Here is a 23256-nt window from a genome sequence, read left to right on the forward strand (position 1 = left end):
CGTCCGTTCCGCCGTGCGTGCGTGCCGCGCGTCGGCCGGGCACGGCGGCCGGACCCGGCGGGCCGGCACGGGCTCGGTCACCACCATGCCCCCCGCGGGCGGGGTGCGCACGGCGCGACCGGGTCCGCGGCCGCCCGCGTGTCCGGGTGTCCGCGCGGTCCGTGTCCCGATGTCTTCGCCTACGTGGGTTCCCGGGATCGGCCGCCCTATGGCGACGACGACGGCGCGCCCGCGATGTGGCACAGCAGCAGACACACGTCGTCGTCGCGCTCGGAGTCCTTGAGCAGCGGCTCCAGGACGCGGTCCGCCGCACCCTCCAGATCGGTGTCCAGCTCCCCGGCGCCGCACCCGCCGAGGGCCACCGCGAGCCGTTCGATGCCCGGGTCTATGCCCTGGGCGCGCCGCTCCACCAGACCGTCGGTGTACAGGGCCAGCGTCGAGCCGGGGGAGACCCGCACGGTGTGGTCGGCGATCTCCTGCCGCAGCGGGATGCCGAGCATCGCGCCCGGCTTGGCGTCCAGCACCCGCACCCGCCCGTCCGGCAGCCGCAGCACCGGCGGCGGGTGCCCCGCGGCGGCCCAGGTGATGGTGGGGTCGCCCGGCCGGAAGCGGGCGATGACCGCGGTGGCGAACAGGTCGGGCTGAAGATGGTGCAGGAACACGTGCAGCCGGGTCAGCAGCCGGCCGGGGCTGCCGCCGTCCACGGCGTAGGCGCGCAGCGCGGTGCGCAGCTGGCTCATCATCACCGCCGCGTGCAGCCCGTGCCCGGTGACGTCGCCGACGACCGTGATCAGGCTCCCGTCGGGCTGCCGGAACGCGTCGTACCAGTCGCCGCCGATGTTCAGCCCGCGGGTGGCGGGCAGATAGCGCGCGGCGAGACCTAGTCCCGGCGGCGCGGACAGCTCGGTGAGCAGCGCGCGTTGCAGGGTCTCGGCGATGTCCCGGTTGTGCTCGAAGCGCCGGGCGTTCTCGATGGCGATGCTGGCCCGCCGGATCAGCTCGATCAGCATCACCGCGTCGTCGGGCTCCCAGCGCGCGCCCGGCGGCGACAGGGTCAGCACGCCCAGCGGCGCCCGCCGCGTGGACAGCGGGACGCACAGCAGCGGGCGGCCCGGGTCCAGCGCGGACGGCGGCCGGTCGGCCACGCCCGGCAGATCGCCGGGATGGTCGGCGGCGTACTGGGCCTGTCCGGTCCGCGCGGCCAGCACGGCCGCAGCCGGCCGGGGCGCCGACGGACGCCCGCCGTCCGTGCCGTCGAACAGCCATACGTCGACGCTGTCGGCGTACCGGGGCACCAGCAGGTCCGGCAGCCGGCGCACGATCTCCTCGTGGTTGAGCGAGGTGGTCAGCACCGCGCTGGCGTCCGCCAGGAACGTCAGCCGGTGCCGGGCCCGCTCCGCCTCGGTGCGGGCCTCGCGCTCGGCGGCGAACGCCTCGCGCTCGGCGTGGCCGGCCGCGTCGAGTTCGGCGTGCAGCGCCAGCACGCCCTGGTTGGTCTGGTCCAGCTCCTCCCGGTGGAAGGAGACCAGGTCCTCCTGCTCGGCGAGCCGGTCCAGCGCCAGCGCGGTGTCCTCGTCGGCGCCCAGCAGCGCCTCGGCCAGGGCGGCCGGATCGTCCGGCGTCTCCTCGTCCGCCACCGGCGCCGCCGCCGGCTCCGGGCAGGCCACCGAGGTCCGCCACGGCGGCTCGCCGGCGGCGCTCGCCTCCCGGTCCGGGGTGAGCGTGAGGGTCAGCAGCCCGTCGCCGGGTCCCGGCCAGGGGGCGTCCAGGGTGAGCCGCCAGGTGCCGCCCTTGGTCAGGCACTGCCGCAGCCGGGCGCTGAGCGCGGTCGTCAGCCGGGTGCGGTCCAGCGTCGGCACGCCGTGGGCTGCGGCCAGCCGGGCCGTGGCGATCCGGGCCCGGGCGGCGTCGACGACGGTGCTGATCTGCCAGGTGGGGGTGCGTGTCATGGCCGCTCCGGCTCGGTCGCGGCGCCCGGCCCGGCCACGGTGAGGGTGTCGTCGGTGATGCCGCCCGGAGCCGCAGCGCGGGCGCCGAGGCCGGTGCCCGCGCCCGCGCCCACCGGGCCGACCGACAACGGGCGGGCCGCCGACGGGCGGGCCGCCGACGGGTGGGCCGCCGATGGGTGGGTTGCCAACAGGCCGGGCCCGGCGGACGGCGCCCATCGCCAGGCCAGACCGAAGCCGCACGACACCACCGCCCGAACCGCCCCGACAGTCCGGTGCGTCCCGGGAGCCTGGCCGGTCCCGCCAGTGCGGTCCGTTCCGGGAGCCTGGCCCGTCCCGGCAGTCCGGCCCGTTCCAGGGACCTGGCCCGTTCCGCGACGCCGGCGTGTCATGGCAGGCCGGCCCGCTCCGGCAGCCCAGCCGGTCCGGAGAACTCGGCCCGTTCCGCCGGTCCGGTCCGTCTCGGCAGTGCGGTCCGTGCCGGGAGCCCGGTTCGGGCTGGTCGCCCGGTTCGTGCCGGGGGCCCGGTTCGTGTCCGTGAGCAACGGGGTCTCGTCGTCGTGGGCCGGTCGGACACCGGGCACTCGTCCGTCGGCCACGCGTCGCGCCTCCATCCGTGTGTCTTCGTCGTGCGCCGGGGTCTCGCCGGCCGTTCCGTTCGCGGCGGCGCCCGGGCCCGTCCGCTCGCGCCGGGGCCGGCGCGTCTGTCGGCGCAGCCGGGGGAGAGCCAGGGCCCCGTGTTCCGTCGGGCGGGTCCCGACAACCGCCGTCGTCGCCATCACGCGCTCCCCGGACGCGCGCCGCCGGGCCGGAGCTGATCGTGGGTCACCGCTCACCCGCACCGCTGGGCGCCCGGTCGGCGCAGCGCGTACGCCAGGGCGTCGGCGAGGGACGTGCGGGTGACGAGCGTCTCCGGGCCGGCGCCGGGGCGCACGAGGGTGCGCGCGAGGTCGGGCCGGATGCCGCAGACGACGCACTCCGCCCCCGTCAGCCGTACCGCCAGGGCCGCGTCCAGCAGTCGCCGCGCCGTCCGCGAGTCGACGGCGGACACCCCGGTGACGTCGAGGATCGCGCACCGCGCCCGCCGCGCCACGACCGCCTCCAGCAGCGTCCGCGTCACGGTCCGGACGCGGGCGCCGTCGAGCGTCCCGGTCGGCGTCACGGCCACGACACCGTCCCCCAGCCCGACGACGGGCGCGGCCGTCGCGTGCTCCCGCACCTGCTCCACTCCTGGTCCACTGTCCCGTCCGCCACGGCCGGTCCGTCCCCGGGCCGCCGTCAAGGGGCCGTGTCGTGCGACGGCCGGCCCGCGCGGGTCCGGGTCCGCCGGGCGGGCGCGGCCGGCGGCCGGCACGCGGGGGGCCCGCCCCTCAGACCTGCCGCTCCGCCGGTTCGGCCGGCGCCGCGTACTCCTCGGACGGTCCCGGACGGTCCTCGGGCCGGCGGTCGATCAGGGCCAGCGCCTCGTCCGTCGTCCCGGAGACCGGCACCGTGATGCTGACCCCGGTCAGGTCGAGAATGCGCCGTACGGCAGGCGTGGGCGCGATGATGTGCACGCTGCCCGGCCGGTCCCGGACCTCCTGATACGCGCGCAGGATGATGTTCATACCGGAAGAGTCCATGAAGGGGACCCCGGTCAGGTCGAGCAGAAAGTGCCGCCTGCCGTGGTGCAGTTGATTGGCCAGATGGGCCTGCAACTCGGTCGCCGTGTCGACGTCCAGGTAGCCCTCGACCGTGAGGAGGGCGACATCCTCCCGGGGGACGGTGACCTCGACGGACAGCGGGTTCTGGGCAATGGGCACGAGTACCTCCAACGAGTGCTGACGGCCAGTGCGGGGCACCCGTGTCCACGACAGGGCAACCCGCACCGCGCACCCGCGCCTACCCCTGAATCAATCCCTCATGCCCGCCCGCCCCGAAACCCTTACGGCAGCGGCGTGCCCCCGGTCGCGTTGACCACCTCGGCGGTGATGTAGCTCGCCCGCTGCGAGGCGAGGAAGACGTAGGCCGGCGCCATCTCCGCGGGCTGGGCCGGGCGGCCGAGCGGCGCCTGCTTGCCGAACTCCCTGGTGTCCGGCATCGTCGCCGGGATCAGCGGCGTCCACACCGGGCCCGGGGCGACCGCGTTGACGCGGATCCCGTCCCCGGCGACCATCTGCGCGAGCCCCTGGGTGAAGGTGACGATCGCGCCCTTGGTCGTCGCGTAGTCCAGCAGGTGCGGGCTCGGCTTGTACGCCTGCACCGACGTCGTGTTGATGATCGAGGACCCGGGCCGCATGTGCGGCAGCGACATCTTGCACAGCCAGAACATGCCGTACAGATTGGTGCGCAGCACCCGGTCGAACTGCTCGGTGGTGATCGCGCCGATGCCGTCCGGCTGGGACATCTGGTACGCCGCGTTGTTGACCAGCACGTCGATGCGGCCGAACTCGGCGACCGCCCGGTCCACCAGCGCGCGGCACTGCTCCTCCTCGCGGATGTCGCACGCCACCGGCACCGCCCGGCGCCCCGCCTCCTCCACCAGCCGCGCCGTCTCCCGCGCGTCCTTCTCCTCGTCGGGCAGGTAGGTGAAGACCACGTCGGCGCCCTCGCGGGCGAAGGCCAGCGCCACCGCGCGCCCGATGCCCGAGTCGCCGCCGGTCAGCAGCGCCGCCCGGTCGGTGAGCAGACCGCTGCCCCGGTACGACTCCTCGCCGTGGTCCGGCGGCGGGTCCATCGGCCCGGTCCAGCCCGGGTGCTCCTGGTCCTGCTGCGGGAAGTCGGGCCGCGGATGCCGGGTCGTCGGGTCCTGCGGGCGGTCGTCTGACATGGTGCGCCTTCCGTCGGCGGGGCGGGTGCCGCCGACTTCAAGTGCCCCGGCGCGTGCGGCGCACACCCGGCGAACGGGTGACTCCCGCCGCGCGCCCGGCCTGGTCCGTACGAGCGCCGGGGTCCTAGGCCACCCTTATCCCCACGATGCAGGTGTCGTCGTCCGTGTCCGAGCGGCTGTATGTCAGCAGGCGGTCCAGCTGCTGGTCCAGCGTCTTGGGCGCGGAGCGGGCCGTGGTCAGCAGATGCGACAGCGACTCCTCCACGGACCGGTCCCGCCGCTCGATCAGACCGTCGGTGTACATCAGCAGCGTGTCGTCCGGCGCGAACTGCACCTCGGCCTCCTCGTAGACGGCCTCCGGTACCGCGCCCAGCAGCATGCCCCGCACCAGCGGCAGCGGCGCCGCCTCCGCGCCGCGCACCACCACCGGCGGCAGATGACCCGCCCGCGCCCAGCGCAGCACCCGCCGGTCCGGGTCGTACAGCGCGCACACCGCGGTGGCGGTGACCGCCCCGGTGAGATGGTGCGCCACGATGTTCAGCCAGGACAGCAGCTGCCCCGGCCCCGCGCCGGTCACGGCGAGCCCGCGCAGCGCGTTGCGCAGCACCACCATGCTGGTCGCGGCCTCGATGCCGTGCCCGGCCACGTCGCCCACGCACAGCAGCACCAGACCGGACGGCAGCACCACCGTGTCGTACCAGTCGCCGCCCACCAACTGCTCGGTCTCCGCCGGGCGGTAGCGCACCGCCACCTCCAGACCGGACACCTTCAGCGGCGCCTGGGTCGGCGGCATGATGGCGTGCTGCAACTGGAGGGTCAACCGATTGCGCTCGGTCGCCTGCTGCTCGGTGTGGGCGAGCTGGTCGCGGGTGGCGGCGAGCGCCACCTCCGTCCAGTGCTGCGCCGAGATGTCCTGATAGGCGCCGCGCACCACGAACAGCCGCCCGTCGGTGTCCAGCACCGGCTCGGCGACCACCCGGATGTGCCGGGTCACCCCGTCCGGCCGCTGGAGCCGGAACGCCGCCGAGGACGGCCGGCGCTGGTGCATGACCGTGCGCAGGAACCGGCCGAGGGCCACCGCGTCGTCCGGGTGGGCGTGCGCGGGCAGTTCCTCCAGCGGCACCGGCATGCTCGACGGGGACCGCCCGTACAGGTGGAACAGCTGGTCGTTCCAGGTGATCTCGGCGGTCAGCAGGTTCTCCTCGAACCCGCCGATGCGGCCGAGCCGCTGGGCGTGCTGGAGCAGGCTCGCCAGCCGTGCCGTCTCGTCCTCGATCCGCCAGATCAGCAGCACGCTGTTGCCGTGCCGGCTGATGCTGATGTCGGCGACCGCCGACAGCGACACCTGGTCGACCAGCGCCGTCAGCTGCATCCGGTGCGCCCGGTACGCCTCGCCCGTGGCGTACACCCGCTCCACGCGCTGGAACAGCTCGCTCTTGCCGGCGGCCATCGGATAGGCCTCCAGCAGCAGCGCGCCGCTGACCACCGCCCGCGGCCGGCCCGCCGGGTCGAGGAAGCGGTTGTTGACGTGCTGGATGCGGAAGTCGACCAGCTGGCCCGAGCCGTCGATGTGCGGCACCAGCACCAGCGCCGGGTCGTGCAGCCCGTCGGCCAGGTCCATCAGCTCGGCCGCGTCCGGCAGCACCCGCGGCTCGTGCCCCACGTCCGGGCGCGGGACGTACGTCTCCAGCGTGTGCGCGCACAGCTCGGCCAGCGCGTCCACCTGCCGTACGACCTGCGGCGACTGCGGCTCCAGCGGCCCCGGCCAGGCGATCTCCAGCACCCCGTGGATGCGGCCCCCGGTGCCCGCGGGCATCGCCACCCGGCCGCCGTCGGGGTGCATGTGCCGGCCGATGGTGGGCAGCCCGGTCTCGGCCAGCGACGCGAACCACTGGCCGGTGCGCTCGGTCAGCCCGCAGCGCGCCACCGTGGCCACCTCCGGCGGGACGTAACGCCACCGGGTCGCCTCCGCGGGGGAGAAGCCGGCCGAGCCGGCCAGGGTCAGCGAACCGTCCGCGCCCGCGGCCCACACCGCGACCGCCACCGCGCCGAGCGGACGCAGCGCGTGCTCCAGGAGCGAGTCGGCGACGGCCTGGGTGTCGTCCGCGGCCAGCGCCCCGCTCTCGGCGGCGCGCAGCCGTACGGCGGCCGCGTCGCGTTCGGGCGCGCCCGCGGCCGCGGCGAGGAAGGCGTCGGTGACCTCGGACACCCGGTCGCGGGCGGCCTGGTTGATGACCTCGACCGCGAACTCCAGCGGCGACACGCTGGCCTGCTCGGCCAGTTCCGCCAGTTGCCGGGCGGCCTGGGCGGGGCCGCAGCGCAGCCGCTCGACCAGGATGCCCTTGGCCAGCTCGACCAGTGCCCGGCCCTCGGCCTCGGCCTGCGCGGTGCGGACCTCGCGGCGCAGCCGGTCCACGGTGGCGGCCAGCCGGCCGACCGGGGAGGTGGGGGGAACCCCCGCCAGATCCGGGTGCGCGGGGTCGCCGGCGGCCGCCTGCGCGATCTGCGCGGACGGTTCCTGACGCGGCTCGGCCCCGGTCTGCTCACGCGGCTGCTCGGACGTGCTCACGATGCGGATGCTCCTCGGCCGGACGGTGTGTGCTCGCTCACGCGGACAGCCAGCGCCGGACGCAGGCGATCAGGTCGTGGGTGTCCACGGGCTTGGTGACGTAGTCGCTCGCCCCCGAGGACAGGGACTTCTCGCGGTCCCCCGGCATCGCCTTGGCGGTGACGGCGATGATGGGCAGCTCGGCGTACTGCGGCAGCTTGCGGATCTCGGCCGTGGCCGTGTATCCGTCCATCTCGGGCATCATCACGTCCATCAGCACCAGCGCGATCTCCGGGTGCGCCAGCAGCGTCTCGATGCCCTTGCGGCCGTTCTCCGCGTGCAGCACCCGGAAGCCGTACAGCTCCAGGATGCCGCTGAGCGCGAACAGGTTGCGCGCGTCGTCGTCGACGACCAGGACGGTACGGCCCTGGAAGGAGTCGTCGACCGGCGGCGCGAGGTCCTGCGGCTCCTCGGAGCGCACCAGCGACAGCACGTCCCCGGGCTCCTCGGCCGACAGGTGCAGCGCGATCCGCTCGCGCAGCTCGTCCAGGGAGGACAGGAACTCCAGGGAGCCGTCGTCGCGGTGCGAGCGCAGCGCCTCCGAGCGGGCCACGTCGGGGCGGTTGCCGCTGTGGATCAGCACCGGCACCCCGGTCAGGGCCGAGTCGCCGGCCAGCGCCCGCAGGAACCGGGACGCCTCACCCTCGGGCATGTCCAGGTCCAGGACCACGCAGTGGCACGGCTCGGCCGCCAGCGCGCCCGCCGCCTCCTGCGCCCCCACGGCCGTGATGACGTCCACCTGGGGCAGCGCGGTGCCGTCGTCCGGGCTGTGCCGGGCCAGATCGGCCACCACGCTCTCGGCGACCAGCGTCAGCAGGCCGCGCGAGCGCTCCTCCACGACGAGCAGCCGGCGCGGCCGCTGCCGCGCCGGGCCCGCCGGCAGGGCCACGGCGACCGGGTCGGCGGACGCCGCGGTCAGCTCGGCCGGCGCCCGCTCGGCGGACCGGCCGGCGGCGAGCAGCTGCTCGAAGTCGGGGCGGGCCACCGGCAGGAAGAGGGTGAAGGTGCTGCCCCGGCCGGGCGCGCTGTCCACCACCACGGCGCCGCCGAGCAGATGCGCGATCTCCCGTGTGATGGACAGGCCGAGGCCGGTGCCGCCGTACTTGCGGCTGGTGGTGCCGTCCGCCTGCTGGAACGCGCCGAAGATCGACTCCAGGTGCTGCTGCGGAATGCCGATGCCGGTGTCCTTGACCCGGAACGCCACCACCGCGCCGCCCCGGACGACGCCCGTGGGCACCTCTTCGTCCGCCGCGGGCTCGATGGACAGCTCCACCCGGCCCTGCTCGGTGAACTTCACCGCGTTGGACAGCAGGTTGCGCAGGATCTGCCGCAGCCGGGAGTCGTCGGTGAACAGGTCGGCGGGCGCGCCGGTCGCCGTCTCGACGCCGAACTCCAAACCCTTCTGGGTGGTCATCGGCCGGAAGGTGGCCTCGACGTACTCGATGAGCCGGCTCAGCGGCACCCGCTCGGGGGTGACGTCCATCTTGCCGGCCTCGACCTTGGACAGGTCCAGGATGTCGTTGATCAGCTGGAGCAGGTCGCTGCCGGCCGAGTGGATGATGCCCGCGTACTCGACCTGCTTCGGGGTCAGGTTGCGCGAGGGGTTCTGGGCGAGCAACTGGGCCAGGATCAGCAGGCTGTTGAGCGGGGTGCGCAGCTCGTGGCTCATGTTGGCCAGGAACTCCGACTTGTACTTCGAGGCCAGCGAGAGCTGCTGGGCGCGCGCCTCCAGCTCCTGGCGGGCCTGCTCGATCTGGAGGTTCTTCGCCTCGATGTCGCGGTTCTGGGTCGCCAGCAGCGACGCCTTGTCCTCCAGCTCGGCGTTGGAACGCTGGAGTTCCTCCTGCTGGGCCTGGAGTTCGGCCGAGCGGGCCTGGAGCTCGGCGGTCAGCCGCTGCGACTCGTCCAGCAGCTCGTCGGTGCGGGCGTTGGCGACGATCGTGTTGACGTTGACGCCGAGGGTCTCGCGCAGCTGCTCCAGGAAGTCCCGGTGGATCGCCGTGAACGAGGTGACCGAGGCCAGTTCGATGACGCCGAGGACCTGGTCCTCGAAGAGGATCGGCAGCAGCACCAGCGCGCTCGGCACGGCCTGGCCGAGCCCGGAGGAGATGGTGACGTAGCCGGCGGGCAGCTCGTCGACGGTGATCGTACGGCGGCTGCGGGCGGCCTGGCCGACCAGCGAGCGGCCGAAGGAGAAGCGGGTGGGCCGCTCGTCGTCGTCGGGCCGGCCGTAGGAGCCGACCAGCCGCAGCTCGGGGCCGCGCGCGCCGTCCTCGGCGAGGTAGAAGGCGCCGTACTGGGCCGACACCAGCGGGGTCAGCTCCTCCATGATCAGCTCGGCCACCACCGGCAGGTCCCGGTGGCCCTGCATCAGGCCGGAGATCCGCGCCAGGTTGGTCTTGAGCCAGTCCTGCTCCTGGTTGGCCCGGGTGGTCTCGCGCAGGGACTCCACCATGGAGTTGATGTTGTCCTTGAGCTCGGCGACCTCGCCGGACGCCTCCACGGTGATCGACCGGGTCAGGTCGCCCTCGGCCACGGCGCTGGCCACCGCGCCGATCGCGCGGACCTGGCGGGTGAGGTTGCCGGCCAGCTCGTTGACGTTCTCGGTGAGCCGCTTCCAGGTGCCCGAGACGCCCTCCACCTCGGCCTGGCCGCCGAGGCGTCCTTCGGTGCCGACCTCGCGGGCGACGCGGGTGACCTCGTCGGCGAAGGCGGAGAGCTGGTCGACCATCGTGTTGATGGTGGTCTTCAGCTCCAGGATCTCGCCGCGCGCGTCGACGTCGATCTTCTTCGACAGGTCGCCGCGGGCCACGGCGGTGGTCACCAGCGCGATGTTGCGCACCTGGCCGGTGAGGTTGTTCGCCATCGAGTTGACGTTGTCGGTGAGGTCCTTCCACGTGCCCGCCACATTGGGCACGTGCGCCTGGCCGCCGAGGCGTCCCTCGGTGCCGACCTCGCGGGCGACTCGGGTGACCTCGTCGGCGAACGCGGACAGCGTGTCGACCATGGTGTTGATCACGTCGGCCAGGGCCGCGACCTCGCCCTTGGCCTCGACGGTGATCTTGCGGGACAGGTCGCCGCGGGCCACGGCGGTGGCGACCTGGGCGATGGAGCGGACCTGACCGGTCAGGTTCGACGCCATCACGTTGACGTTGTCGGTGAGGTCCTTCCAGGTGCCGGAGACGCCCTTGACGTCGGCCTGGCCGCCGAGGCGTCCTTCGGTGCCGACCTCGCGGGCGACGCGGGTGACCTCGTCGGCGAAGGCGGAGAGCTGGTCGACCATCGTGTTCATGGTGTTCTTGAGCTCGAGGATCTCGCCGCGCGCGTCGACGGTGATCTTCTGCGACAGGTCGCCCTTGGCCACGGCGGTCGCCACCTGGGCGACGTTGCGGACCTGGTTGGTCAGGTTGCCCGCCATCGAGTTCACCGAGTCGGTCAGGTCCCGCCAGGTGCCCTTGACGCCCTTGACGTCGGCCTGGCCGCCGAGGCGTCCTTCGGTGCCGACCTCGCGGGCGACGCGGGTGACCTCGTCGGCGAAGGCGGAGAGCTGGTCGACCATCGTGTTGATGGTGTTCTTCAGTTCCAGGATCTCGCCGCGCGCGTCGACGGTGATCTTCTGCGACAGGTCGCCCTTGGCCACCGCCGTGGTCACCTGGGCGACGTTGCGGACCTGGTTGGTCAGGTTGCCCGCCATGAAGTTCACGGAGTCGGTGAGGTCCCGCCACACGCCGGCGACGCCGGGCACCTTGGCCTGGCCGCCGAGGCGTCCTTCGGTGCCGACCTCGCGGGCGACGCGGGTGACCTCGTCGGCGAAGGCGGAGAGCTGGTCGACCATCGTGTTGACGGTCTCCTTCAGCTGAAGGATCTCGCCGCGGGCGGGCACGTCGATCTTCTGCGACAGGTCGCCCTTGGCCACCGCGGTCGCCACCTGGGCGATGTCGCGCACCTGGGTGGTCAGGTTGCCCGCCATGGCGTTGACGGAGTCGGTGAGGTCGGCCCACGTCCCGGAGACCCCCGGCACCTCGGCCTGGCCGCCGAGCGTCCCCTCGGTGCCGACCTCGCGGGCGACCCGGGTGACCTCGGAGGTGAACACCGACAACTGGTCGACCATGCCGTTGAACACGGTCGCGATGTCGCCCATGAGACCGTCGGCGTCCTCCGGCAAGCGCGTGCCGAAGTCACCGTCCCGTACGGCCGTCAGGCCGGCCAGGAGCTGCCGCAGCTCCCGGTCGCCCGGCACCGCGTCGGCGACCTCGGTCTTGTCGCTGGTCATGCGCACCCTCGTCCCGCTCCCCAGGGAGCCCTCAACGGTGAGGGCTCGGAAAAACCCCGCCGGGCCGCGTGGGCCCGTGTCGCCGCGCGTTTCCGCATGTCACGGAAGCGCGCGAAGAGAAAATACGTCGCAGGCTAACCCAGTGGGGCCGCGCCGAACAAAAATCCCCGTCAATCCGGGTCCGCGGAAATCCCGTGGGACTGAGACGAGCGAACCGGGGTACTCGACCGAATTTTCCGGTCCTCGGCCGACCGGCTCCGCCGCGCACCCGGCTCAGCCGCCGAAACCCGCTCCGGGCCGCCGAATGCGACCGGCCACGCCGGGTAGTCGATGCGGTGAGCCGGGGCGCGGACCAGCGGAGGTCCGGCCGCCGACGGCTCGTTCGTCCTGGAGAGGAGCAGCGTGACCGTCGACAGCATCTGGTCGTACCCGCCGCAGGCCGTTCGCGAGCCGGGAGGGGACCCGACCGGCTTCACCGTCGTCGCCCCGGACGGTGTCGTGGGCCATGTGGACCGCGAGGCCGATCACTTCGGGATGCGGCACCTGGTCGTGGACACCGGCGTCTGGGTGTTCGGCCAGAGCGTTCTGGTGCCGGTCGGCGTGGTCACCGGGGTCGACGCGGGGGAGCGGCGGATCGAGGTGGCCTGCTCCCGTACGGAGATCAAGGCGGCGCCGCGCTTCCGCACCGACAGCGAGACCATGGACCCGGGCTACCTCCGGCGGGTGGGGGAGTACTACCACGGGCTGCCGCCCCGCGACCCGAGCGTCGCCTGACCCGGCGGGGCGCGGCGCCGGCGGGCGGCGACGCCGGCTCACCAGGGCAGGAAGACGTGCACGTCCTTGCCCCGCTCGTTCACCACCACGCTGACCTGGTCGCACAGTGTGTGGATCAGGTGCCAGCCGATCCCGCCGCCACCGCGGCTGGGATGGAAGGGGCGCGGGGCCGGCGGTGTCGTGCTGGTGTCGCTCAGCGTCACGTGCACCCCGTCGAAGGTGCGGCGCATACGCAGCACGAACGGCCCCGGCGCGTACTGCACCGCGTTCGCGGCCAGTTCGGTGACCACCAGCAGGATGTCGTCCCAGTGCTCCTGCGCCGTCGGCAGGGCGGCGCGTGCCAGGTCGTCGAGGAACTCCTCCGCGGCCAGGCGCGCACCCGTCACATGGTGCAGCTCGCCCGCGAAGCGAGCGGTGCGAGTCGGAATCCCCTCGGTGGCCAGTGTCTCGTTCCAATGCGGCTCGGTTGCCATCGTGCCTTCCCGGCCCGGCCTGTGAGCAGGGCGTCGTCGTCCTTTCCTTCTCATCCGTCCCCCTGTCTGGTTCCCATGGGGGCGGACCCTACGCGTGGGCCGCCCGTGGGACCCGTCTCAGCGACGACGGGGGCCGGACCGCCTCACGCGGCGGTCCGGCCCGGGCACGCCCCGGGGTCGTGCAGGCTGCCGCGCGACTCCCAGCCGGTCAGGCAGCAGGTCTCGTACAGCTCCCGCCACGCGCCCGCCGTCCCGGCGCCGCCGCAGTCGCGGACCTGGTCCGGCCCGTGGGCGGGATGGGGGAGCGGGCGGCGGGGCTGGGACATGGTCGGGCTCCTCTCGCGCTGATCGGCACGGCGTCGTCTCTGCGCCTGTGACGATGCGGCGGATGTAAACCCGTCGGACCGAAGAACGGCGTGAACCGGCTCACACCGTTCGCCCGCCGTGGCCCGTTCAGCCGAAGGCCGTCCAGGAGGAGCCGTGGTGCGCGGCCATCAGGACGGCGAGGACGACCAGGTCGGCGATGCCCAGGGCCAGTCCGAGCCGGGCCCGGCCGGGACGGGGCGTGCCCCGGCGCAGCGCGATCACGGCCAGGGCGATCGCCACCGGGCCGAGGACCAGGTTCAGCACGATCAGGCCGACCAGGCCGAGCACGAAGGAGGCCACCGCCATGCCCTCGGTGTCGCGGCGGCCGGTGTAGCGGGAGGGCGGTGCGGTCATCCGCATGGCTCACGCCCTCCCGGTCCGGCCGCGGCGGCGGCGTTCTCGCACCGTGAAGACGGCGAGCCAGCAGAGGACGACCGTGCCGAGGATCAGGGTGACCGGCCAGGGCAGATAGGCCACCGAGCCGAGGACGAAGGCCAGCAGCAGCAGTGCCACGACGAGGAAGAGCACGGCTCACCTCCGGCCGCGCGGGTGCGGCGCGGCGAAGATCTCACATGTTGTCAGGAGCATGCGAGAACAGGTTTCCCGAGACGCCGATCTCACTCCTGGGCGCGCCGTCCGGTCCGGACCGGACGGGGCCGGCCGCGGCCTGCCGCCCCCGGCCGCGGTCAGCGGAAGACGTCGTCGGACTCCTCCCACCGCGCCATCGCGTCCGCCGCCGCCCGGCGCGGGGAGCGCGCCTGGTACATGGCGTCGATCTCGAAGGCGTAGCGCTCCACGATGGCGGACCGGCGCGGCTTCAGCGACGGCGTGAGCAGTCCGCCGGCCACGTCGAAGGGCTCCGGCAGCACCCGGAAGACCCGGATGGACTCCGCCCGCGACACGGCGCTGTTGGCGGCGGCGACCGCCCGGCCCACCTCCTCGCGCAGCGCGTTCTCCTCGCGCGCCTTCTGCCCCGGCGCGTCCCCGTGCAGCGCCAGGCCGGCCCGCCAGTGGGCCAGGAACTCCGGCTCCAGCGTGATCAGCGCCCCCACACAGGGCCGGTCGTCGCCGACGACCACGGCCTGGTGGACCAGCGGATGCGCCCTGAGCCGCTGCTCCAGCAGGGCCGGGGCCACGCTCTTGCCGCCGCTGGTGAGGATGACGTCCTTCTTGCGCCCGGTGATCGTCAGATAGCCCTCGGCGTCCAGGTGCCCGAGGTCCCCGGTGGCCAGCCGGCCGCCGCGCAGCACGGCCCGGGTGGCGGCCTCGTCGCCGACGTACCCCTGGAACACCGACGGCCCGCTCACCAGGATCTCCCCGTCGTCGGCCACCTCGACGGCGGTGCCGGGCAGGGCCTTGCCGACCGTGCCCGCCTTCTCCCGGCCCAGCGGCTGCATGGTGATGCCGCCCGCCGTCTCGGTGAGCCCGTACCCGTCGTGGACGGGGATGCCGATGCCCTCGTAGAACAGGGCCAGTTCGCGGCTGAGCGGGGAGCCGCCGGAACTCGCGCGCACCACCCGGCCGCCCAGGGCCGCCCGCAGCCCGCGGTACACCGTCCGCTCGTACAGGGCGTGTTGCAGCCGCAGGTCGATGCCGGGGCCCGCGCCCCGCCCGGTGCGCCGCCGCTCCAGCGCCGCCGCGAAGTCCCGCGCCGTGCGCGCCGCCCGCTCGAACAGCGCGCCCCGGCCCTCCTGTTGGGCGGTGCGCAGGAAGCCCTTGTGGAACCGCTCGAAGACGGACGGGACGGCGTACAGATACGTCGGCCGGAACGAGCGCAGCGCGGGCGCCAGCGTCGCCTCGCCCGCCTCCGGCTCGTGGCCCAGCAGGATCCCGCCCCGCAGGCAGATGTTCTGCACCATGAGGCCGTAGACGTGCGAGAAGGGCAGGAAGGCCAGGACGGAGGGCTGCTCGCCCGCCGGCGCGGCGGTGTGCCCCCAGCCCGCCAGCAGTCTGTCGCAGGGGTCGGCCAGCGCGCGGTGGCTCAGCGCGCAGCCCAGGGCGCGGCCCGTGGTGCCGGAGGTGTGGGCGACGACGGCGGTGGCGTCGGGCAGCACGATCCGGCGCAGCGAGTCGACGGTGGTCGGCGGCACCGGGGCGCCCCGCTCGGTCAGGTGCGCCAGCGCCCCGGCGTCCAGCTGCCACACGTGCCGCAGCAGGGGCAGCGCCGCGCACACCGACCCGACCGTCATCGCGCCCTGCTCGTCCTCCACGGCCACCGCCACACAGCCGGAGCCGCGCAGGATCCCCTCGACCTGGTCGCGCGCGGAGGTCGGATGGACCGGGACGAGTTCGGCGCCGACCGTCCACAGGGCGTGGGCGAGGACCGTCCACTCGGAGCGGGTGCGGGCCATCAGCGCCACCCGGTGGCCCGGCGCGATCCCGGCGGCGACCAGTCCGCGGGCGACCCCGGCCACCTCGTCGCGCAGCTCCGCCGCGGTCACCTGCCGCCACGCGTCGCCCGCGGGGGTGCGCCGCGCCAGCACCGGCAGAGCGGGCCGTACCCGTGCCGTCTCCCAGACGCTGTCGGCGAGCCCGCCGGTCATGGGGGAGCCGGACGGAGCGGGGGCGGGGTCGCGCATGCGCTGCTCCTGCTGGGTACGGAGGGTGACTCCGCCGACGGGCGGCGTGGTCGTCGGCGGGTGGTCGAATCTAGCCCAGCGCGGCGCACCCGGGGGTCCGGAACCGGGAAGTGGCCCTGTTTCGTGATCTCGGCCCGATCGGGGAACCCGGCGGCCATGAGCTACGTCAATCCCGATCCCGATCCCGAGCGGACGCCCGGCCTGGAGCCCGGGGGCGGTGTGCCACCCGGCGAGACCCCGCCGGCGGAGAGCAGCATGCCCGAGGCGGCCCCGCACGAACCGGACTACCGGTCCAGGGGCTGGGCCAAGGCCCCGCTCACCCTCATCCTGCTCCTCGTCCTGGTGGTCGCCGCCGGCTTCCTCGCCTACGCCCTGGCCCTGATCTTCTGAGACCGCCCCAGCCGTCCCGCCCCGGAGGACTCCGGCGGTCTCACCCCTGGGTGTGGCGTACGCACTCCGTGACGACCTCGCGCAGGCTGCCGGTCCGTTCCAGCAGCTCGCGCTGCACCGTGGCGCCGTTGCCGCGCCGCAGCAGCCCGGCCACCGCCTCCCGGGTTCCCGCCAGGTCGCCGGAGTCGGTGAGCGCGTCGCCGACGTGGTCGAGCAGCGCCTCCAGCACCGACTCGGCCGGCAGCCGCCGCATGGTGTCGGGGTGCAGCAGCTCGCGTGCCAGGCCCGCCCGGGCGGCCTGCCAGCCGGCCAGCCGCAGCAGGGTCACACTGTGGTCCGCGGGTTCCCGGCCGGCCCGCCAGTCGCGGGCGGCGGTCTCCACCAGGGCGCGGGCCAGCGTGGCGATCAGCTGGGCCGTCTCGGCGTGCAGGCACACGTCCGAGACCCGCACCTCCACCGTCGGGTACCGCTCGGACAGGCGCGCGTCGAAGTACGCCATCTTCTCGTCCAGGATGACGCCGGTGCACACCATGTCCGCCACCAGCCGGTGGTAGCGCTCGGGCGAGCCGAACAGCTCGGTCGGGCCGGCCGACGGCCAGCGGTCCCACACCCGGCTGCGGTAGCTGTCGTAACTGCTGTCCCTGCCCTGCCAGAACGGCGAGTTCGCGCTGATCGCCACCAGCACGGGCAGCCAGGGGCGGATGCGGTCCAGGACCGCGACGCCCTCCTCGTCCGACTCCACGGACACGTGCACGTGCATGCCGCACACCAGCTGCTCCCGGGTGGCGATGCCGTACTGGTCGGCCAGCCACTGGTAGCGGGGGTTGATGCTGATGGTGGGGCTGACCGGCAGCGGCGAGGTGGCCAGCGCGGCCACCGCGCAGCCGATCTCCCCGGCGTGCCGGGCCGCCTCCTTGCGGCAGCGCGCGATCTCCGCGCCCAGCTCGGCCATGTCCGTCTGCGGATGCGTGGCGAACTCCAGCATCTGCCCGTACAGCTCTTTCTCGAACACGTCCTGGTCCGCGTCGTCCGCCTCGGCCCGGGCGAGCACCGCCGCGGACAGCGCCTTGGGCTCACCGGTCTCCGGGTCGACCAGGAGGAGTTCCTCCTCCACTCCGACGGTCCGCACCTGTCGCCGCCTTTCCGTGTCGTCACGCGACACCGGGCCGTCGCCGGGTCGTCGTACGACCCCCGACTGCCCCGGGACGGCGGCCGGACACCTCGGTGCGGAGGAGACGTCCGGTCGCCGGCCCGGGAAGGGACCCGATCAGGCGGGGTACGGGGCCAGCCAGAGGGTGGCCAGCGGCGGGAGCGTGAGCCGGATGCCGCCGTCCTCCGGCTTGACGGGGCCGGGGTTGGCCACGTCGCCGCCGCCGTAGCGGGCGGCGTCGGTGTTGAGGACCTCCGTCCAGGCGATCACGTCGTCCGGCACCTGGAGGCGGTAGTCCTCGCGCACCACGGGGGAGAAGTGGGACACCGCCAGCAGCGGCACGCCCTCGGCGTCGTAGCGCAGGAAGGCGTAGACGTTGTCCTCGGCGGCGTCCACGGCGACCCAGCGGAAACCCTCGGGGCTGGTGTCGCGCTGCCACAGCGCCGGGGTCGACCGGTAGCGCGTGTTGAGGTCGCGCACCAGGTCGCGCACCCCGCGGTGGTCGCCCGCCGAGACGTTGCCCTCCTCCAGCAGCCACCACTCCGGCCCGTGCTCCTCGGAGAACTCGCCGCCCTGGGCGAACTCCTGTCCCATGAACAGCAGTTGCTTGCCGGGGTGGGCCCACATGAAGCCGAGGTAGGCCCGGTGGTTCGCCCGCCGCTGCCACCAGTCGCCGGGCATCTTGGAGACCAGGGCCTGCTTGCCGTGCACCACCTCGTCGTGCGAGATCGGCAGCACGTAGTTCTCGCTGTAGGCGTACACCATCGAGAACGTCATCTCGTGGTGGTGGTACTTGCGGTGCACCGGCTCCTTGCTCATGTACTGGAGCGAGTCGTGCATCCAGCCCATGTTCCACTTCAGCCCGAAACCGAGCCCGCCCCGGTCGGTCGGCGCGGTCACCCCGCCCCACGCCGTGGACTCCTCCGCGATCGTCACCACGCCCGGCGCCCGCCGGTACACGGTCGCGTTCATCTCCTGGAGGAACGCCATCGCGTCCAGGTCCTCCCGGCCGCCGTACGGGTTGGGCGTCCACTGGCCGGAGTCGCGCGAGTAGTCCAGGTAGAGCATCGAGGCGACCGCGTCCACCCGCAGGCCGTCGATGTGGAACTCCTCGCACCAGTAGACGGCGTTGGCGACCAGGAAGTTGCGCACCTCGGTGCGGGCGAAGTCGAACTCGTACGTCCCCCAGTCGGGGTGCTCGGCGCGCTGCGCGTCGCCGGGCTCGTACAGCGGGTCCCCGTCGAAGCGGGCCAGCGCCCAGTCGTCCTTGGGGAAGTGGGCCGGCACCCAGTCCATGATCACGCCGATCCCGGCCCGGTGGCAGGCGTCCACGAAGTACCGGAAGTCGTCCGGGGCGCCCAGCCGTGAGGTGGGGGCGTAGAAACCGGTGACCTGGTAGCCCCACGAGCCGCCGAAGGGGTGCTCGGCGACCGGCATCAGCTCCACATGCGTGAAGCCCAGGTCCTTCACGTACGCCGGCAGCTCCTCGGCCAGCTCCCGGTAGGTCAGCCCCTTGCGCCAGGACGGCAGGTGCACCTCGTACACCGACAGCGGCGCCTCGTGCACGGGCGTGTCCCCGCGGTGCGCCATCCACTCGGCGTCGCCCCACTCGTGGTGCGCGGCCGTCACGATCGAGGCGGTGTCCGGCGGCACCTCGGCGCGCCGCGCCATCGGGTCGGCCTTCAGGAACCGGCCGCCGTACTGCGAGGTGATCTCGAACTTGTACCTCGCGCCCTCGCCGATCCCGGGCAGGAACAGCTCCCACACCCCGGCCGCGCCCAGCGAGCGCATCGGGAAGGCGGTCCCGTCCCAGTAGGTGAAGTCCCCGGCCACCCGCACCCCGCGCGCGTTGGGCGCCCACACCGTGAACCGGGTGCCGGCCACGCCCTGGTGGGTCATCGGCTCGGCGCCGAGCGCCCGCCACAGCTGCTCGTGCCGGCCCTCCCGGATCAGGTGCAGGTCCAGCTCGCCGAGCGCGGGCAGGAAGCGGTAGGGGTCGTGGACCTCGTACGCCTCGTGCTCGTAGGCGATCACGAGCGTGTACTCGGGGACCGCCCCGAAGGGCAGGACGGCCGAGAACAGGCCGTCGCCCTCCGGGACCAGGTCGGTGCGCTCGCCGCCGACGACGACGCCCACCGCGCGGGCGAACGGGCGCAGCGCCCGGAAGACGACGCCACCGCCGTCGACCGGGTGCGCGCCCAGCAGCGCGTGCGGATCGTGGTGCGCGCCGGACAGCAGCCGCGCACGGTCGGCGGGGTCAAGGGGCGGTGCGGCCGGGGCCCGGCCCACCGCGGGCGGGACGGGTCCGGACGGCTCGGGAAGTGACGTTTCGCGCAGTGCCACCGGTTCAGCCTCCTCTCACGGCGAGACGTTCGATCGCCGCCATCGGTACGGCGAGCCAGTCGGGACGGTGCCGGGCCTCGTACAGCACTTCGTACACGGCACGGTCCGTCTCGTAGGCCCGCAGCAGGGCGTGTTTCTTACGGGGGTCCCAGCCGGCCCGGGAGGCGTACCCGGCGCAGTACGCCTCCCGGCACCGGCGCGCCCACTCCGGGCGCCAGGGGCGGCGCTGCCGGGCGGCGTAGTCGAAGGAGCGCAGCATCCCGGCGACGTCCCGCACCGGGGACTCGGGGATGCGGCGCTCGGCGAGCGGCCGGGACGGCTCGCCCTCGAAGTCGATCACGAACCACTCGCGCCCGGCCCGCAGCACCTGGCCGAGGTGCAGATCGCCGTGGACGCGCTGGGCGGGCGGCCCGGCGTCGCAGCCGGCCAGCGCCGCGAACGCGGTGCGCAGCCGGGCCGTGTACGGCCGCAGCGCGGGCACGTTGTGCGCCGCCGCCTCCAGCCGCTCGGTCATCGCCGCCGCGGTGCGCGCCATCTCCCGGTGCGTGCCGGTCGGGAACGCCTCGGCCAGCGCGAGGTGCACCTCGGCCGTCGCCTGCCCCAGCTGGTGCGCCTGGGCGGTGAAGTCGTCGCCGGTGGCCAGCGCCCGCAGGGCCAGCGTCCAGCCGTCGGCCGCGTCGCGCAAAAACGGCTGGAGCACGCCGAGCGTCGCCGCCTCCGGCCGGGTGGTGCGCAGCCAGGCCACCGGGGCCGGGACCCGGCGGCAGCCCTGCCGGGCCAGCGCCCACGGCACCTCCAGATCCGGGTTGACGCCCGGCTGGATCCGGCGGAAGACCTTCAGGATGAACTCGTCGCCGTAGACGATGGAGGAGTTGGACTGCTCGGCGTCCAGCACCCTGGGCGCCAGCCCGGCCGGGATGGGCACGGCCGGGTCGGCCTCGAAGCGCAGCGGTCCCGAGGCGCCCGGGTGCCGCAGCCGTTCCAGCAGCAGCTGGGCCGAACGCGGGTCGCACAGCGCGTCGTAGACCGCGAAGCCGGCCAGCGGTCCGGCCGCCGGGCGGCCGATGAGCGCCCGGTGCGGCCGCGGCGCCGGCTCCCGCCGCACCCCGAGCAGCAGCTGGTAGCAGTCGGCGGGCGGCGCCGCGGTCGTCCCGGCGGGGGCGGGGACGCCGCCGTGCCCGCCGGGGACGCCCGAGTGCTCGGCCTGCACCAGCAGATGCAGACAGCCCGGGAACAGCTCGGTCATCGACAGCAGCCGCAGATCGGTGACCGGCCGGTCCTTGCCGGCGAACCAGCGCTGGCGCGGCAGCCATTCGCGCAGCAGCGATCCGAGCGAGGCCATGGGGTCGACCAGGGCGGCGGTGCCCGGCAGCGGGGACGCGGTCTTCGGCATGGTCACACCTCCTTCTCTCTCGGCCGGTCGCTCAGACCCGCCGTCCGATCCGGGAGGCGACCTTGGTGAGCCGGAACCAGTAGAAGCCGTGCCCCGCCAGGGTCAGCAGATACGGCAGCTCCCCGACGGCCGGGAAGCGCACCCCGCCGATCAGCTCGACCGGATGCCGTCCTTCGAAGGCGCTCAGATCGAGTTCGGTGGGCTGGGCGAAGCGGGAGAAGTTGTGCACGCACAGCACGAGGTCGTCCTTGTACTCCCGCAGGAAGGCGATGACCGCCGGGTTGGAGGACTGCAGCTCGGTGTAGGAGCCGAGGCCGAAGGCGGGGTTCTGCTTGCGGATCTCGATCATGCGGCGGGTCCAGTGCAGCAGCGAGGAGGGCGACGACATGGACGCCTCGACGTTGGTGACCTGGTAGCCGTGGACCGGGTCCATGATCGTGGGCAGGAACAGCCGGCCGGGGTCGCTGGAGGAGAAGCCGGCGTTGCGGTCGGGGGTCCACTGCATGGGGGTGCGCACCGCGTCGCGGTCGCCGAGCCAGATGTTGTCGCCCATGCCGATCTCGTCGCCGTAGTACAGGATCGGCGAGCCGGGCAGCGACAGGAGCAGGGCGGTGAACAGCTCGATCTGGTTGCGGTCGTTGTCCAGCAGCGGCGCCAGGCGGCGGCGGATGCCGATGTTGGCGCGCATCCGCGGGTCCTTCGCGTACTCCGCCCACATGTAGTCGCGCTCTTCGTCGGTGACCATTTCCAGGGTCAGCTCGTCGTGGTTGCGCAGGAAGATGCCCCACTGGCAATTCGACGGAATGGCGGGCGTCTTGGCGAGGATTTCCGAGACGGGGTAGCGCGACTCGCGGCGCACCGCCATGAAGATGCGCGGCATCACCGGGAAGTGGAACGCCATGTGGCACTCGTCGCCGCCGCCGGCGTAGTCGCCGAAGTAGTCGACGACGTCCTCCGGCCACTGGTTGGCCTCCGCCAGGATCACCGTGTCCGGGTACTGCGCGTCGATCTCCTTGCGCACCCGCTTCAGGAAGGCGTGCGTGGCGGGCAGGTTCTCGCAGTTGGTGCCCTCTTCGGCGTAGAGGTAGGGCACCGCGTCCAGCCGGAAGCCGTCGATGCCGAGGTCGAGCCAGAACTTCAGCGCGGCCAGGATCTCCTCCTGCACCGCGGGACTCTCGTAGTTGAGGTCGGGCTGGTGGGAGAAGAAGCGGTGGAAGTAGTAGGCGCCGCGCACCGGGTCGAAGGTCCAGTTGGACACCTCGGTGTCGACGAAGATGATCCGCGCGTCCGGATAGCCCTTGTCGTCGTCGGCCCACATGTAGAAGTCGCCGTAGGGGCCGGTGGGGTCCTTGCGGGACTCCTGGAACCACGGGTGCTGGTCGCTGGTGTGGTTCATGACGAAGTCGATGATGACGCGCATGCCGCGCTGGTGGGCGGCGTCCACGAACTCCACGAAGTCGGCCAGGTCGCCGAACTCGGGGAGGACCGCGGTGTAGTCGGAGACGTCGTAACCGCCGTCCCTGAGGGGTGACTTGAAGAACGGCGGCAGCCACAGGCAGTCCACGCCCAGCCACTGCAGGTAGTCCAGCTTGGCGGTCAGGCCCTTGAGGTCGCCGACGCCGTCGCCGTTGCTGTCCTGGAAGGAGCGGACGAGGACCTCGTAGAAGACCGCGCGCTTGAACCACTCCGGGTCACGGTCCCTGGCCGGGGCGTCCTCGAAGATGTCCGGGACGGGCTCGTTGACTGTCATGGCGCTGGAGGCCCTCCGATCTGCGGCGAGGTGGACGGTCGCTGGACGTGGAGCACGTGCGCGGGGCTGCGGCCCGGCTCCAGCCGGACGTAGTTGGCGCTGCCCCAGTGGTAGGTCTCACCCGTCAGTTCGTCGCGGACCGGCACCGACTCGTGCCGTTCCAGGCCGAGTTGCGGCAGGTCCAACGAGACCGTGGCCTCCTGGGTGTGGTGCGGGTCGAGATTGGCGACGACGACGACCGTGTCCTCGCCGGAGCGCTTGCTGTAGGCGATCACGGCGTCGTTGTCGGTGGGATGGAAGCGCAGGTTGCGCAGCCGGTGGAGCGCCGGGTGCCGGCGGCGGATGTCGTTGAGGCGGGTGACGAGGGGGGCGATGGAGCGGCCCTCGCGTTCGGCGGCGGCC

General features: G+C 73.5%; 19 protein-coding genes. 2 read left to right on the plus strand and 17 right to left on the minus strand.

The features are described 5' to 3' along the window. Positions 1–206: 206 nt before the first annotated feature. From ABEB07_RS38485 to ABEB07_RS38515, 7 genes are all read right to left on the minus strand, one after another. Positions 207–1949: a PP2C family protein-serine/threonine phosphatase gene (locus ABEB07_RS38485; RefSeq protein ID WP_345672689.1), complete on the minus strand. Its 1743-nt coding sequence runs from the start codon at positions 1947–1949 to the stop codon at positions 207–209. After that, the gene (locus ABEB07_RS38490) at positions 1946–2137 is read right to left on the minus strand and encodes a hypothetical protein (protein ID WP_345672690.1); all 192 of its coding nucleotides are present in this window, start codon (positions 2135–2137) and stop codon (positions 1946–1948) included. The genes ABEB07_RS38485 and ABEB07_RS38490 overlap by 4 nt, the downstream gene beginning before the upstream one ends. 641 nt (positions 2138–2778) lie before the next feature. Further along, positions 2779–3165: an STAS domain-containing protein gene (locus ABEB07_RS38495; protein ID WP_176147885.1), complete on the minus strand. Its 387-nt coding sequence runs from the start codon at positions 3163–3165 to the stop codon at positions 2779–2781. A gap of 151 nt (positions 3166–3316) precedes the next feature. Then, a complete protein-coding gene (locus ABEB07_RS38500) occupies positions 3317–3748 on the minus strand; it encodes an STAS domain-containing protein (RefSeq protein ID WP_176147884.1) in 432 nt (143 codons plus the stop codon). 122 nt (positions 3749–3870) lie between these two features. Further along, positions 3871–4755 (minus strand): SDR family oxidoreductase, encoded by an 885-nt coding sequence (locus tag ABEB07_RS38505; RefSeq protein WP_164585657.1) that lies wholly within the window; start codon positions 4753–4755, stop codon positions 3871–3873. Positions 4756–4879: 124 nt separating this feature from the next. Next, positions 4880–7324 carry a SpoIIE family protein phosphatase gene (locus ABEB07_RS38510; RefSeq protein ID WP_425589151.1) on the minus strand — a complete coding sequence of 815 codons (2445 nt, stop codon included), beginning with the start codon at positions 7322–7324 and terminating at the stop codon, positions 4880–4882. Between the two features lie 37 nt (positions 7325–7361). Beyond that, the gene (locus ABEB07_RS38515; RefSeq protein WP_176147882.1) at positions 7362–11636 is read right to left on the minus strand and encodes a HAMP domain-containing protein; all 4275 of its coding nucleotides are present in this window, start codon (positions 11634–11636) and stop codon (positions 7362–7364) included. 402 nt (positions 11637–12038) lie between these two features. Here ABEB07_RS38515 and ABEB07_RS38520 point away from each other — a divergent pair, with 402 nt between their 5' ends. After that, a complete protein-coding gene (locus ABEB07_RS38520; RefSeq protein ID WP_345672692.1) occupies positions 12039–12410 on the plus strand; it encodes a PRC-barrel domain containing protein in 372 nt (123 codons plus the stop codon). A 38-nt stretch (positions 12411–12448) separates the two neighbouring features. Here ABEB07_RS38520 and ABEB07_RS38525 read toward each other — a convergent pair whose 3' ends face one another. The 5 genes from ABEB07_RS38525 to ABEB07_RS38545 form a co-directional block, all read right to left on the minus strand. After that, positions 12449–12883 (minus strand): ATP-binding protein, encoded by a 435-nt coding sequence (locus ABEB07_RS38525; RefSeq protein ID WP_164588496.1) that lies wholly within the window; start codon positions 12881–12883, stop codon positions 12449–12451. A gap of 143 nt (positions 12884–13026) precedes the next feature. Then, the gene (locus ABEB07_RS38530; RefSeq protein WP_176147880.1) at positions 13027–13209 is read right to left on the minus strand and encodes a hypothetical protein; all 183 of its coding nucleotides are present in this window, start codon (positions 13207–13209) and stop codon (positions 13027–13029) included. Between the two features lie 127 nt (positions 13210–13336). After that, positions 13337–13609 carry a DUF4190 domain-containing protein gene (locus ABEB07_RS38535; protein WP_164588498.1) on the minus strand — a complete coding sequence of 91 codons (273 nt, stop codon included), beginning with the start codon at positions 13607–13609 and terminating at the stop codon, positions 13337–13339. 3 nt (positions 13610–13612) lie between these two features. Beyond that, positions 13613–13777, minus strand: coding sequence for a hypothetical protein (locus tag ABEB07_RS38540; RefSeq protein WP_176147879.1), 165 nt, complete (start codon positions 13775–13777; stop codon positions 13613–13615). A 158-nt stretch (positions 13778–13935) separates the two neighbouring features. Then, positions 13936–15828: an AMP-dependent synthetase/ligase gene (locus tag ABEB07_RS38545; protein ID WP_345672694.1), complete on the minus strand. Its 1893-nt coding sequence runs from the start codon at positions 15826–15828 to the stop codon at positions 13936–13938. A gap of 156 nt (positions 15829–15984) precedes the next feature. Between ABEB07_RS38545 and ABEB07_RS38550 the strand changes: the two genes are divergently transcribed. Beyond that, positions 15985–16218 carry a DUF6480 family protein gene (locus ABEB07_RS38550; RefSeq protein ID WP_164587211.1) on the plus strand — a complete coding sequence of 78 codons (234 nt, stop codon included), beginning with the start codon at positions 15985–15987 and terminating at the stop codon, positions 16216–16218. 40 nt (positions 16219–16258) lie between these two features. Here the strand turns inward: ABEB07_RS38550 and ABEB07_RS38555 are convergent, their stop codons facing one another. The 5 genes from ABEB07_RS38555 to ABEB07_RS38575 form a co-directional block, all read right to left on the minus strand. Further along, the gene (locus tag ABEB07_RS38555) at positions 16259–17347 is read right to left on the minus strand and encodes a glutamate--cysteine ligase 2 (RefSeq protein ID WP_176147877.1); all 1089 of its coding nucleotides are present in this window, start codon (positions 17345–17347) and stop codon (positions 16259–16261) included. Between the two features lie 138 nt (positions 17348–17485). Then, positions 17486–19711: a 1,4-alpha-glucan branching enzyme gene (gene glgB / locus ABEB07_RS38560; RefSeq protein ID WP_345672696.1), complete on the minus strand. Its 2226-nt coding sequence runs from the start codon at positions 19709–19711 to the stop codon at positions 17486–17488. Between the two features lie 4 nt (positions 19712–19715). Next, positions 19716–21104 (minus strand): maltokinase N-terminal cap-like domain-containing protein, encoded by a 1389-nt coding sequence (locus ABEB07_RS38565; protein ID WP_345672697.1) that lies wholly within the window; start codon positions 21102–21104, stop codon positions 19716–19718. A gap of 31 nt (positions 21105–21135) precedes the next feature. Then, on the minus strand, positions 21136–22854 hold the full coding sequence (gene treS / locus ABEB07_RS38570) for a maltose alpha-D-glucosyltransferase (protein ID WP_345672698.1): 1719 nt from the start codon (positions 22852–22854) through the stop codon (positions 21136–21138). Continuing rightward, a partial coding sequence (locus ABEB07_RS38575) for an alpha-glucosidase C-terminal domain-containing protein (protein ID WP_345672699.1) occupies positions 22851–23256 on the minus strand: 406 nt, incomplete at its 5' end. The genes ABEB07_RS38575 and treS, both read right to left, overlap by 4 nt.

The organism is Streptomyces similanensis (assembly GCF_039543625.1).
Taxonomy (GTDB): domain Bacteria; phylum Actinomycetota; class Actinomycetes; order Streptomycetales; family Streptomycetaceae; genus Streptomyces; species Streptomyces similanensis.